Raw genomic sequence first — 12,333 nt, 5'->3', positions numbered from 1 at the left:
ATAAATTATGTCTTCCTTGTCGGCTCTTTGACTTTTTAGTCTTACAACAAAAGCATTAATATAATTTTTTGGAGGACAAATGAATATTTCTTTTATTATTCGTTTATCAAAAATTATGGTGCTACTAAGCGTTGCTGCTTTAGCGTTGGTTGTGGTGTTTGGTAATATTACTGATTATGATTCAAATTATCAGTTTGTAAAGCACATGATGAGCATGGATACAAAGCCTGATTACTTGGGTAAAGCAATAGAATATCGTGCAGTTACTGATACTTTTATGCATCATTTTATGTATATATGTAATTATTACTGAAACTATAATAGCTACTACCGCACTTATTGGGGCTTATTATATGCTAAAGGCTATTAGGCTTGATGCAGATAGTTTTCACAAAGCCAAAGTATATGGGATTATTTCTCTAACTCTATGCTGCCTTTTGTGGTTTTTTGGATTCCAAGTTGTAGCTGGAGAATGGTTTGCAATGTGGATGAGCAAAACATGGAATGGTCTTCCTGATGCATTTAGGCTTGTTACTTACATGTCTGTTGCATTAGTTTATTTATCATTAAAAAATGATGATTAATTATTAGGAATCCTAAGTTGGGATTCCTAATGAAGTCTGCTTTCTTATATTAATAATTAACCTCTTATAAGTTATAATGAAACTAAAGATCATATATGCAAGGTTATGTAATGTCTAGTTTTGATACTAAATATATTTTTGTAACTGGTGGTGTTTTAAGTTCTTTGGGTAAGGGTATTACATCTGCTTCTATAGCTACTTTATTAAAACAATCTGGATTTTGTATTGGAATCTTAAAAATAGACCCATATATAAATGTAGATCCGGGCACCATGAGCCCACTAGAGCATGGAGAGGTTTTTGTTACCACAGATGGTGCAGAGACGGATTTGGATATAGGGCATTATGAGAGATTCTTAAATACAAGTTTTACTTCCAAAAATAACTTTACAACAGGGCAAGTATATCTATCTGTAATAGAGCGAGAGAGAAGTGGTGGATATTTGGGTAAGACAATACAAGTTGTGCCTCATATTGTAGATGAGATTAAAAATAGAATAAAACTAGCAGGTGAGGGAAGGGAGATACTAGTCGTAGAGCTTGGTGGCACTGTAGGAGATATAGAAGGGTTGCCATTTCTAGAAGCTATGAGGCAAATGAAGCAAGAATATGGAATGGATAGGGTTATTAGTCTGCATGTTACTCTAATACCATTAATTAAAGCTGCAGGTGAGCTTAAGACAAAACCAACTCAACATAGTGTGCAAGAATTAAGAAGGATTGGTATTAGTCCTCAAATAATAATTGCAAGAAGTGAAAAGGAAATACCGCTTGATTTAAAAAATAAGCTATCTATGAGTTGCGATGTTGATTCTGATTGTGTAATTAGTGCTCATGATGCACAAAGCATCTATCAAATGCCACTAAATTTCTATAAAGAAGGGGTATTAAGCCCTATTGCTAGATTTTTAAAATTACCAGAATTTAATCCAGATATGAAAGAATGGGATATTTTAGTAAAGCAGATTCTAGCACCTCAAAATGAAGTAACAATAGCATTTGTTGGAAAATATTTGCGTTCTAAGGAGTCTTATAAATCTTTAATTGAAGCTTTAATTCATGCTGGAGCAAATTTAGATACAAAAGTAAATATAGAGTGGATAGATAGCGAAGAAATAGAAAACAATGAAGAATCTTTAGAGAAGCTAAGATATGTTGGTGGAATCTTGGTTCCGGGTGGATTTGGTGTGCGTGGAGTAAATGGAAAAATGCAAGCGATACAATTTGCACGAGAGAACAATATTCCATTTTTGGGAATATGTCTTGGTATGCAATTGGCGATTATAGAGTTTTGTAGAAATAAGCTAGGCATCCTGCAAGCTGATTCAATTGAATTTAATAAAGAAACAAAAGAACCGGCAATATATTTAATAGAAAACTTTATTGATACTAATGGTGAAGAACAAATAAGAACTCATAAATCTCCTATGGGTGGCACTATGAGGCTTGGAGAATATGAGTGTTATACAAAAAAAGATAGTAAATTACAAAAAGCATATAATGGACAGAGTAAAATCTATGAAAGACATAGACATAGATATGAGGCCAATCCAAAATATAGAGAAATATTGGAAAAAGCAGGAATGATAGTAAGCGGCGAATCTCATGGGCTAATAGAGGCAGTAGAGCTTGTAGATCACCCTTGGTTTGTCGCAGTGCAATTCCACCCAGAATTTACTTCAAGACTACAAGCACCAAATTTAGTGATTTTAGAATTTATAAGACAGGCTATTAATGCAAAATCACATTCTTCTAAATAAGGATTCTATTAGAGCCTTATTAGATGCTAGAATCTCTAATGACATACAAACTCTAAAGGATCTCCCACCACCAGAATCTCTATGTAATCTAACAACAATCGCCAAAGAAATACATAAATCTATAAAAAATAATAAAAAAATAACACTAATAGGAGATTATGATGTTGATGGTGTAGTCTCAAGTGTTATTGTAAAGGAGTTTTTTGATTTAATTTCTTATCCATTAGATGTTGTAATTCCAAATAGATTCAAAGATGGTTATGGCATTTCAAAAAAGCTATTAGAAAGAATAAGTGCAGATGTAATAATAACCGTTGATAATGGCATAAATGCAGTTGAAGCTGCTAAAATATGTGAACAAAAAAATATAAAACTGATAATAACAGATCATCATAATCCACCAGAGATTCTGCCAAGTGCATTAATATGCAATCCAAAGTTATCTCCAAACTTTCCTCAAGCCGATATATGTGGTGCATGTGTGGCGTGGTATATGTGTGCAGCATTGAAAAAAGAGATGAATTTAGGTGTCAATATGACCATTTTTTTGGATTTTTTGGCTTTGGCTATTGTTAGTGATGTTATGCCATTAAGTGGAATTAATAGGGTGTTATTAAAAAAAGGTATAGAGTGTATAAAAAATAGCAATAAAACTGCCTTTAAGATTCTAAAAGAAAAATACAAAAGCCACGTTGATTGTGAGCTTATATCATTTTCCTTTGCTCCTTTGTTAAATTGTGCTGGTAGAATGGATAGTGCTATGCTATCTTATGAGTTTTTATGCGAGAGGGACTATGCTATCGGTAGAAAAAAGTTTGAGCATTTATTATTGCTAAATGAAGAGAGAAAAAAGATTCAAAACCAAACATATTTACATGCTAAAGATATGTGTGAGAATAGTGGGGTTATTGTGGTGTATGATGAATCTTGGCATGAAGGAATCTTGGGTATTGTCTCTGCTAGATTGTCTGAAGAATACAAAAAAACAAGCATAGTTTTAAGCACAAGTGATGAAGGAGGTGTAATAAAGGGTAGCATGAGGGGTGAATCGTGCATGGAGATTTTGGATTCTTGTAGTGATTTATTGCTTAAATATGGTGGTCATAATAATGCTGCAGGGCTTAGTTTAAAGCTAGAAAATTTAGAACAATTAAAAGATAGATTAAGATTTGTTGAATCTTTTTATGCTAGAGATGATTTGGTGCTTGGCGAAGTGTTATTTAAAGATTTAGATGATGAGTTTTTTAATATGATTTTATGCTATGAGCCTTATGGTGAGGGGAATTTTAAGCCACATTTTAAAACTAAAGCGAAGATTACAAACATAAAACATATAGGCAATAATGGGGGACATAGTGCGTTTGTGCTAAGAGATGATAATTTATATTTGAATGCTATAAAGTTTGGTGAGGAGATACCAAAGATATTAGAAAATAGTGAAATTGAAATAGTGTTTTGTCATGCTTTTAATTACTATGGAGAGCTTATAGTTAGGGTTATATCATATAAGGAGAAAGAATGAAGAGAATACTTTTTGTATGTCTTGGAAATATATGTAGATCGCCATTGGCGGAGGGTATTGCTAGAGAGTTGGCAGATAAGAGAGGACTTAGTGTTGTAGTTGATTCTGCTGGGACTGCTAGTTATCATGTAGGCTCAAAGCCAGATGATAGATCAATTTTAGTAGCAAAAAATTACGGGATAGATATAAGTATGCTAAGGTCAAGGCAGGTTAGCGTATATGGAGATAGCGAGTTTGATTTAATAGTTGCTATGGATAGAAGTAATTTTAATGATTTAAAGAGAATGGGATTTTCTAATGTCGTGCTAATGGGTGATTATGGGCTTGGTGGTGAGGATATACCAGATCCTTATTATTATAGGGACATTAGCGGATTTGAGAAGGTATATAGTATGCTAGAGAGGGCAATAAATACTATGTATGATGAATTAGAAGGATAATTAGTGGAGGTATTAAGCAAGGGATTTTTTACTGCATTTGCACTCTTTGCAGCAATTGGAGCTCAAAATACATTTGTGCTAAAGCAAGGAATAATGAAAAATCATATTTTACTTGTGTGTGTGATTTGTATTTTATGCGATGTATTTTTTGTAAGCTTAGGTGTCTTTGGGGTGGCAAAGTTAATTGCACATAGCAAAATAATTTCATCACTTCTTGGTGTGCTGGGGTTTATTTTTGTTTTAGCTTATGGGTTATTGTCATTAAGGTCAGCTATAAGGGCAAATGAATATTTAAAGCTAACTTCTTTGGATAGAAAAGATTCTATTAAAAACATAGTTCTCCAAACTCTAGCAGTTACTTTGCTTAATCCTAGTGTGTATTTAGATACTATCGTTATTTTAGGTGCTATGTCCCTTTCTTTGGATATTGGCGAGAAATTTATTTTTTCATTTGGTGTGATTTTGGCTTCTTGTATTTGGTTTGTTAGTATTTCTTTTGCTGCAAAGAAGGCTAGTGTGTTATTTAAAAGCACGAAAACTTGGGCTATGTTGCATGTATTTACCGCACTTGTTATGTTTTATATAGCTTATGGATTGTATGGATATGTTATAGAGTTTATTAACTATTTTTAACAATCCATGAATCTGGCATATTAAAATAATTATCATCATAATAGTAAATATTGTTATATCCTAGCTCTACTAGTTTATCACCAAATTCAGCTGCAGTAGCACCACTATGGCAATAAAGAAGCAGTTTTTTATCTTTATTTTCTTCTGCTATGAAGCTTATTCTTTTGAGATCGCTTATGTTTATTGAATCTTTTACATGGCTTATTAGATAGTATCCTCTAGCTCTTATGTCGATTTTTATATATTCATCGATATTTTCATTGTTTGTTATTTTGTTTGCTTTGCTTTTGTTTTTCATATACATTTTAATTCTCATCTAAAAGTTGATACAATTTTATTTATGAAAATGGTTTATTATATCACAAAACAAGATTCATCCCCCTATGATAGCTTAGCAACTCCACTAAGATTACTTGATATACAAGTTATTATTGATACAAGACTAGAAGATAAGTTGTTGTATTGTGATAGTTTGATTTTTACTTCGAAAAATTCTGTTTTATCTTTAGAAGCTCAAATAAATCATACAAAATGGGCAAAGATTCCGACATATTGTTTGGGAAATGCGTCTAAAAGAGAGTTAGAGAGGTTACAAATAAAGCCTTATTATGTATCTAAAAGCCCTTATGGAGATGAGTTTGCATTTGAATTGGTTGGTATTTTAAAAAATAAAAATCCACTTTTTATAAGGGCTAAAAAGGTGGCATCAAATTTATATGAAACACTAAGAGATAATGGCATAAATATAGTTGAATCTGTATTGTATGAAACTTCTTTTGTTATTTTAGAAGATAAAGTTAAACTAGATAAAAATAGTGTCATATTTTTTAGCTCACCTTCTGGTGTAGAGGCATTTTTGTTTAATTATAATTGGCATAGTAGCTATATTGCTCTATGTATTGGCAAGACTACTTATGAATTTGCACAAAGTAGATTGCATAACGCAAATATAATAATCTCACCTAGTATAAGCATAGAAGAATCCTTAAAATACGCAAAAAATGATTTATGTTAGAATCGCAGGCTTTGTATAATTTTGGGGGATTTTTGTATGGTTAGCAATGCAAAATTAAATTTAAAATCAGATTCAGTAATTCGACTATTTTTTTCTTATTTTTTGCCTTCTTTGGTTGCTATGCTTGCATTATCAACATATTCTACAATAGATGGAATCTTTGTAGGTAAAAAGCTCGGAGAAAATGCACTAGCGGCAATTGGACTTGCTTGGCCTATTTTTCCAGTGCTTATTGCATTTGAGTTATTGTTTGGAATTGGTGCTGCTGCTATGAGCTCTTATTTTTTGGGTAAAGGCAAAGCTTTTAGGGCGAGGATCATATTTAGTTCCGTTTTTTATTTTGCAGCTATTAGTAGTGTTGTTGGTGGAATCTTACTCTTTTATTATTCAGATTCAATTTCTCTTTATCTAGGTGCTAGTGAGACGCTATTACCTCTTGTTAAGGAATACACAGAGATTATTTATTTGGGTGCTTTTATTATAGTTTTGCACCCAATTCTTGATACATTTGCTATAAATGATAGACAGCCTATCTTGGCTATGGTTGCTATGCTCGTTGGTGCAGTAATGAATGTGGTTTTAAATTATCTATTTATATTTGTGTTTGACTGGGGACTTAGTGGGAGTGCATTGGCTACTGTTATGGGGCATGGAATAGGTATGCTTATATTATTGCAGCATTTTTTAAGAAAAAGGGGTGATTTATATTTAATTAGAGCTTTTGATATTTATGCGATTTTGATGGCTACTAAAAATGGGATTCCACAAAGTAGTGCTGAAATTAGTGTAAGTATTATGATGCTACTTTTTAATCATATTATAGGTGGTATTTCTGGGGATAGGGGATTATCTATTTATAGTGTGCTTATGTATGTTGGAATTATTCCATTTACTATTTTGCTATCAGTTGCTCAAGGGATTCAGCCAATTGCTAGTTATAATTATGGTGCAAAATTGATAGATAGGGTTAGAAGTGTATTTACATTTGGCATTATATTTGGCTTTTTTGTTGGTGTTTTTATGTATGGATTATCTTATTATTTTAGTCCTTACATTATTCCTTTGTTTTTACAAGAGAATATAAATGCTAGGGATTCTAGCTTATTTTATGATATACGAGATTCTATGATGATTTATTTCATGTCGTATATTTTATTGGGTATCAATATGGTGAGTGCCATTTTCTTTCAATCTATCCAGCGAACTCTTGGGTCTTTAATTATTACGCTATCTTATACTTTGATTTTTGCACTCATTTTTGCACTTATATTGCCTAAAATATTTGGCTTTGTTGGTGTTATGTATTCTTATCCGCTTGGTAATTTATGTGCTTGTTTTGTTGTTGTCTTAGTTATATTGTATGAATGCAAAAAAGGGGTATTGAGGAATGAAGTTTAGAAGTAGAAATTATTTATTTTTTTAATAATATATTAAAGTTATTAGGAGTAGTATTATCAAATCCTTAAATTAAAGGTGTAATTAAAGTTTTAGGAGTCGTTATGGGGACGAGAAAAGAACATGATTTCATTGGTGAGTTAGAGATTTCTGATGATGTTTATTATGGTGTTCAAACCTTTAGAGCATTAGAAAATTTCCATATGAGCGGTAGGAGATTAAAGCATTATCCATTTTTTATAAAGGCTTTTGCACAAGTTAAAAAAGCAGCAGCTTTAGCGAACAAGGAAGTTGGAGTGTTAGATGCAGATAAGGCTGATGCGTTAGCAAAAGCTTGTGATAGATTAATTGCTGGTGAATTTATTGATCAGTTTGTTGTGGATATGATTCAAGGTGGTGCTGGAACTTCAACTAATATGAATGTTAATGAAGTTTTAACAAACATAGCGTTAGAAAGCATGGGTCATAAAAAGGGAGAATATCAATATTTGCACCCAAATGATCATACAAACTTAGGGCAATCTACAAATGATACATATCCTAGCTCGATTAAAGTGGCAACTCATGCAAAATTGGGTGATTTACTAAAAGCTATGGAAGAATTAAAAGATGAGCTTTTAATTAAGGCAAAAGAATACAAAGATATCATTAAAATGGGTAGAACAGAGCTTGAAGATGCAGTTCCTACAACTTTGGGAAATACATTTAATGCATTTGCAAGTTATATTAAGAGTGATATTGAAAAGATTAAGTATGCAAGAAGCGTTATGGAAACACTAAATCTAGGTGCTACCGCCATTGGGACAGGGATTAACTGCCACCCAAATTATAAAGTAATTGTAGAAAAAAGAATGAAAGAAATTACAGGTGTAGATTTTAAACCCGCAGAAGATCTAATAGCAGCTACTCAAGATACAGCAGATTTTGTAGCAGTAAGTGGTGCATTAAAGACTGCTGCAGTTAGACTATCAAAAATTGCAAATGACTTAAGGCTTATGAATTCAGGTCCTAGATGTGGTTTAGGTGAGATAAATCTTCCTAAAATGCAACCTGGAAGTTCTATTATGCCAGGAAAAGTAAATCCAGTGATTTGTGAAGCAGTAGGCGAGGCTTGCTATGAAGTAATTGGAAATGATGTAACTATTATGCTTTGCTCTGAAAGAGGAGAGTTTGAATTAAATGCGTTTGAACCGGGAATTGCCTATGCGCTCTTTAATTCTATTATAGTGTTAGAAAATGCCATGAAAACTCTAGCGCAAAAGGCTATCAAGCATTTAACAGCTAATGCAGAAGCTTGCAAACAATCAGTATTAAATTCTATTGGTATTGTTACTGCATTTAATCCTGTTTTAGGTTATGAAAAATCTGCAAGCATTGCAAAAGAAGCATTAGAAACTGGCAAGTCAGTAGGTGAGATATGTCTTGCTAGAGGATATTTGCCAAAAGAAGAAATCGATAAGATTTTAGATCCTAAAAACATGCTAAATCCTCAAATGACAGAAAAAAGAAAAGATTAAGTCTTTAAGTTGAGGGGGATTTTATGGATATAATGATTATTTTACAACTGATCGTATTTTTGGGTTCCATTTTTATTGGTATTCGACTTGGCGGTATAGCTATAGGATATGCAGGTGGTTTGGGTGTTGTTGTTCTTGGACTTTTATTAGGAATGAAGCCTGGGAATATACCATGGGATGTTATTTTAATTATTGCTGCTGCTATTGCTGCAATTTCGGCTATGCAACAAGCAGGTGGGCTAGACTATATGGTTAGGGTTACAGAAAAACTACTTCGTACACACCCAAAATATATCAATTATCTTTCCCCAGCTTGTGGTTGGTTGCTTACTATTTTAGCTGGGACTGGGAATGCTGTATTTTCGCTAATGCCTGTTGTAGTAGATGTTGCAAAATCGCAAAATATAAAACCTAGTGCCCCGTTGTCACTAATGGTTGTTTCTTCGCAAATTGGAATTACAGCTTCTCCAGTATCTGCGGCAGTTGTTTATATGACTGGTGTTTTAGAGCCTTTAGGTTGGAATTATCCTACTTTAATTGGTATATGGATTGTAACTACCTTTGTTGCTTGTATGGTTACAGCTTTTATTGTTAGTGTAATTACTCCTCTTGATTTAAGTAAAGATCCAGTATATCAAGAAAGATTAGCAAAAGGACTTGTAAAAGATGCAGGTGATGTTTTAAATGCTGAAGATAAGCCTGGTGCTAAGTTATCTGTTGGAATCTTTTTAGTTACAGTGCTTTGTGTTGTGCTTTATGCTACTGCAATTTCTAATAATATTAAATGGATTGATCCTGTGATTATCCCTAGAGATGCTGCTATTATGAGTTTTCTTTTAACTGCTGCACTTTTAATTACATGGGTATGTAAAGTTGAGCCGGGCAAGATCTTAGATACAAGTGTATTTAAATCTGGTATGACAGCTTGTGTGTGTGTTTTTGGTGTTGCGTGGCTTGGAAATACATTTGTTGCTGGACATGAAGCTGCTATTAAGGAAGTAGCAGGTGAGTGGGTTAAGCAAACTCCTGCAATGCTTGCTGTTGCATTTTTCTTTGCTAGTATGCTTTTATACTCTCAAGCTGCAACTGCAAAAGCTATTACTCCGGTTATTATTTCAGCATTAGGAATTAGTGCTACAAATCCTGGAGATTCTTATATGCTTGTTGCTTGCTTTGCTGCAGTTTCAGCTCTTTTTGTGCTTCCAACTTATCCTACATTGCTAGGTGCGGTACAAATGGACGATACTGGAACAACAAGAATTGGAAAGTTTATATTCAATCATGCATTCTTTATACCGGGTGTAGTTTCAATTACTATTGCCGTTGCTTTAGGATTCTTGGTAGTATCATTTATTTAATAATCAACCCTTTTTGGGTTGATTAGTTTTTATAGAAATGCTTTTTGTGGAGGGTATTTTTATGAATATTTTGCAAAGATATGTATCGCGCAATGATGTTCATGGTTATTTTGCTGTGAATAATCCAGCCACTAATGAAATAATCGCCTATGTTTAAAAGATAAACAAGCAAGAGTTAGAACAAATAATTTTAGATTCTAAAAAAGCACAGATTGAATATGCTAAATCTCTAGTAGAACATAGAAGTGATTTGCTTTATAGATTTTATGAGTTAATAATTAAGAATAAAGAATTTTTAGCAGAATTAATGACAAAGGAACAAGGTAAGCCATTAAATGAATCTTTTGGAGAGGTGGTGCTGGATTTAGTAGAGAATTATTTGTTGTTGTGAATGGAGATTCAAGTGAGATTTGTGAAGTCTTATGCAAGAGTGATATAGTTAGAAAGCTTAGCTTTACTGGAACTAGTGAAGTTGGTATGAAATTATATAAACAATGCTCACAAAATTTAGAAATAGTGGTCAGACTTGTATTTGTGCAAATAGAATTTATGCACGAAGCAGAATCTATGTTGGATTGAGCATGAATTTGGCGGGACTTTTTGGTCCTACATTGCTAGGTGATGTAAGTGATGAAATGATAGTTGCTCAAGAAGAAACATTTGATCCTATTGCACATATTTTTAAATTTGATACAGAAGAGGAAGTACTTAGCAGGGCAAATGATACTAAATATGGACTTGCTTCTTATGTTTTTACAAATGATTATAAAAGGTAATGGAGAATGGCTGAAGGCTTAGAATATGGTATGGTTGGTATAAATACTGGGCTTATATCAAATGAAGTAGCACATTTTGGAGATATTAAGCATAGTGGGTTTGGCAGAGAAGGATCTAAATATGGAATTGATGAATATATGGAGTTAAAATATATCTGTCTTAATATGTAATTTTTAGATATAATTTTGCCTTTTATTGTGAAAGGAAGTATTTTGGAGCTTATAAGAAGAATCTTTGAAAAACTAATGTGGAATGCTAGATTATTTATCATTTTAGCAGTTGTATTATCACTTGTTGGTTCGGTGTTGCTTTTTATAGTTGCTAGTATAGATATTATAAAGGCGGCTAAGGATACATTTTTGTATTATAGTGGTGTATTAGGAGATGGTGCTGATATACATAACATTTTGTTAAATACAATCATCATGGCGGTTGATTTATATCTTATAGCGGTTGTGCTACTAATCTTTGCATTTGGTTTATATGAGTTATTTATTTGTAAGATTCAAATAAAAGATGATAGTAATTCAAAAGTTTTAGAGATTCATACTTTAGATCAATTAAAAGATAAGTTAGCAAAGGTGATTGTTATGGCTTTAATTGTGGCATTCTTTTCTAAAGTATTAAACATGGGAATGAAAAGCACACAAGATATGCTGTTTTTTGCTATTTCCATACTTGCACTTGCAGTTGGATTATATTTCTTGCATAAGGATTCAAAACATTGATTAGAATATCTGCTTTATTTTTTATTTGCATTACTTTTATCTTTGGGGAGATTAAAAATATTAAGAGTTTTGAGGCGGAATTTACACAAATTTTGCACTCACAAAGCGATAATATAGTCTATAAAGGAAGAATATTAAGTCTTGCTCCATATTATGTGTTATGGGATTATAGTAGTCCTATAATAAAGCAGATATACATTCAAAGAGATTCAATGATTATTTATGAACCAAGGTTAAAACAAGCAATCATTAGCTCTTTGCAAGAGAATTTGGACATTTTAAGCTTAATTAAAAGTGCTAAAAAAATAAAGGATAATCTATATGAATCTACAATCATGGGACAGAAATATAATTTAACTTTTAAAGATGGAATTTTAAACTCCATTACTTTTGAAGATTCTTTGAAAAATCAAGTTGAAATAAAATTTAGTCAAATAAAAGTAGATAGTAGCATAGAGCCTCATATTTTCGAGTTTAAACCCACAAGTGATATAGATATTATATACAACTAGTGTGTAAAAAATAAAAGCCCAAACAATAAAAATTATAAAATTAAAAAAATTTTTTACTATTTGTATTAAAAGTTTGTTACAATGAATCCATA

13 protein-coding genes and 2 pseudogenes are annotated in these 12,333 nt (G+C 32.3%); 14 read left to right on the top strand and 1 reads right to left on the bottom strand.

What is annotated here, in order from left to right:
• Nucleotides 1–79: 79 nt before the first annotated feature.
• The 5 genes and pseudogenes from PF021_RS08630 to PF021_RS04415 all read left to right on the top strand — a co-directional run bounded on the left by PF021_RS08630 (nucleotide 80) and on the right by PF021_RS04415 (nucleotide 4,939).
• A pseudogene (locus PF021_RS08630) lies at nucleotides 80–584 on the top strand (DUF2165 family protein).
• Nucleotides 585–694: 110 nt separating this feature from the next.
• On the top strand, nucleotides 695–2,344 hold the full coding sequence (locus PF021_RS04430; protein ID WP_271021212.1) for a CTP synthase: 1,650 nt from the start codon (nucleotides 695–697) through the stop codon (nucleotides 2,342–2,344).
• Nucleotides 2,319–3,866, top strand: a complete 1,548-nt coding sequence (gene recJ, locus PF021_RS04425; protein WP_271021211.1) for a single-stranded-DNA-specific exonuclease RecJ — start codon at nucleotides 2,319–2,321, stop codon at nucleotides 3,864–3,866. The genes PF021_RS04430 and recJ overlap by 26 nt, the downstream gene beginning before the upstream one ends.
• Complete coding sequence (locus PF021_RS04420; RefSeq protein ID WP_271021210.1) at nucleotides 3,863–4,306, top strand: low molecular weight protein-tyrosine-phosphatase; 444 nt, start codon at nucleotides 3,863–3,865, stop codon at nucleotides 4,304–4,306. The genes recJ and PF021_RS04420 overlap by 4 nt, the downstream gene beginning before the upstream one ends.
• Nucleotides 4,307–4,309: 3 nt before the next feature.
• Nucleotides 4,310–4,939 carry a LysE/ArgO family amino acid transporter gene (locus tag PF021_RS04415; RefSeq protein WP_271021208.1) on the top strand — a complete coding sequence of 210 codons (630 nt, stop codon included), beginning with the start codon at nucleotides 4,310–4,312 and terminating at the stop codon, nucleotides 4,937–4,939.
• Here the strand turns inward: PF021_RS04415 and PF021_RS04410 are convergent.
• Nucleotides 4,926–5,237, bottom strand: a complete 312-nt coding sequence (locus tag PF021_RS04410) for a rhodanese-like domain-containing protein (protein ID WP_271021207.1) — start codon at nucleotides 5,235–5,237, stop codon at nucleotides 4,926–4,928. The genes PF021_RS04415 and PF021_RS04410 overlap by 14 nt on opposite strands.
• Nucleotides 5,238–5,279: 42 nt before the next feature.
• On the opposite strand from PF021_RS04410, the gene PF021_RS04405 reads away from it, so the two are divergent.
• The 9 genes and pseudogenes from PF021_RS04405 (at nucleotide 5,280) to lolA (ending at nucleotide 12,241) form a co-directional block, all read left to right on the top strand.
• Entirely contained in the window at nucleotides 5,280–5,954 is a 675-nt protein-coding gene (locus PF021_RS04405; RefSeq protein ID WP_271021206.1) for a uroporphyrinogen-III synthase, read from the top strand.
• A gap of 36 nt (nucleotides 5,955–5,990) precedes the next feature.
• Nucleotides 5,991–7,352 (top strand): MATE family efflux transporter, encoded by a 1,362-nt coding sequence (locus PF021_RS04400; RefSeq protein ID WP_271021205.1) that lies wholly within the window; start codon nucleotides 5,991–5,993, stop codon nucleotides 7,350–7,352.
• Between the two features lie 101 nt (nucleotides 7,353–7,453).
• Complete coding sequence (locus PF021_RS04395) at nucleotides 7,454–8,866, top strand: aspartate ammonia-lyase (RefSeq protein WP_271021204.1); 1,413 nt, start codon at nucleotides 7,454–7,456, stop codon at nucleotides 8,864–8,866.
• Between the two features lie 23 nt (nucleotides 8,867–8,889).
• Complete coding sequence (locus PF021_RS04390) at nucleotides 8,890–10,224, top strand: anaerobic C4-dicarboxylate transporter (RefSeq protein WP_271021203.1); 1,335 nt, start codon at nucleotides 8,890–8,892, stop codon at nucleotides 10,222–10,224.
• 160 nt (nucleotides 10,225–10,384) lie between these two features.
• Entirely contained in the window at nucleotides 10,385–10,615 is a 231-nt protein-coding gene (locus tag PF021_RS04385; protein ID WP_320415070.1) for an aldehyde dehydrogenase family protein, read from the top strand.
• A complete protein-coding gene (locus PF021_RS04380; protein ID WP_271021202.1) occupies nucleotides 10,612–10,803 on the top strand; it encodes an aldehyde dehydrogenase family protein in 192 nt (63 codons plus the stop codon). Before PF021_RS04385 ends, PF021_RS04380 begins: the two co-directional genes overlap by 4 nt.
• Nucleotides 10,719–11,171, top strand: a pseudogene (locus PF021_RS04375) (aldehyde dehydrogenase family protein). The gene PF021_RS04380 and the pseudogene PF021_RS04375 overlap by 85 nt, the downstream one beginning before the upstream one ends.
• Nucleotides 11,172–11,246: 75 nt before the next feature.
• Entirely contained in the window at nucleotides 11,247–11,729 is a 483-nt protein-coding gene (locus PF021_RS04370) for a YqhA family protein (protein ID WP_407081413.1), read from the top strand.
• A complete protein-coding gene (gene lolA / locus PF021_RS04365; RefSeq protein WP_271021200.1) occupies nucleotides 11,726–12,241 on the top strand; it encodes a LolA-like outer membrane lipoprotein chaperone in 516 nt (171 codons plus the stop codon). Before PF021_RS04370 ends, lolA begins: the two co-directional genes overlap by 4 nt.
• The last annotated feature ends 92 nt before the right edge of the window (nucleotides 12,242–12,333 follow it).

It is taken from the genome of Helicobacter ibis (assembly GCF_027859255.1).
Taxonomy (GTDB): domain Bacteria; phylum Campylobacterota; class Campylobacteria; order Campylobacterales; family Helicobacteraceae; genus Helicobacter_D; species Helicobacter_D ibis.
The sequence above is the reverse complement of the archived record's forward strand: the minus strand, read 5'-3'. Positions and strand labels throughout refer to the sequence as shown.

Bases quoted from the DNA above. Each gene is read 5' to 3' on its own strand.
- PF021_RS04430 (WP_271021212.1), top strand. From the start codon at position 695: ATGTCTAGTTTTGATACTAAATATATTTTTGTAACTGGTGGTGTTTTA.
- recJ (WP_271021211.1), top strand. From the start codon at position 2,319: ATGCAAAATCACATTCTTCTAAATAAGGATTCTATTAGAGCCTTATTA.
- PF021_RS04420 (WP_271021210.1), top strand. From the start codon at position 3,863: ATGAAGAGAATACTTTTTGTATGTCTTGGAAATATATGTAGATCGCCA.
- PF021_RS04410 (WP_271021207.1), bottom strand. From the start codon at position 5,237: ATGAAAAACAAAAGCAAAGCAAACAAAATAACAAACAATGAAAATATC.
- PF021_RS04405 (WP_271021206.1), top strand. From the start codon at position 5,280: ATGAAAATGGTTTATTATATCACAAAACAAGATTCATCCCCCTATGAT.
- PF021_RS04400 (WP_271021205.1), top strand. From the start codon at position 5,991: ATGGTTAGCAATGCAAAATTAAATTTAAAATCAGATTCAGTAATTCGA.
- PF021_RS04395 (WP_271021204.1), top strand. From the start codon at position 7,454: ATGGGGACGAGAAAAGAACATGATTTCATTGGTGAGTTAGAGATTTCT.
- PF021_RS04390 (WP_271021203.1), top strand. From the start codon at position 8,890: ATGGATATAATGATTATTTTACAACTGATCGTATTTTTGGGTTCCATT.
- PF021_RS04370 (WP_407081413.1), top strand. From the start codon at position 11,247: ATGTGGAATGCTAGATTATTTATCATTTTAGCAGTTGTATTATCACTT.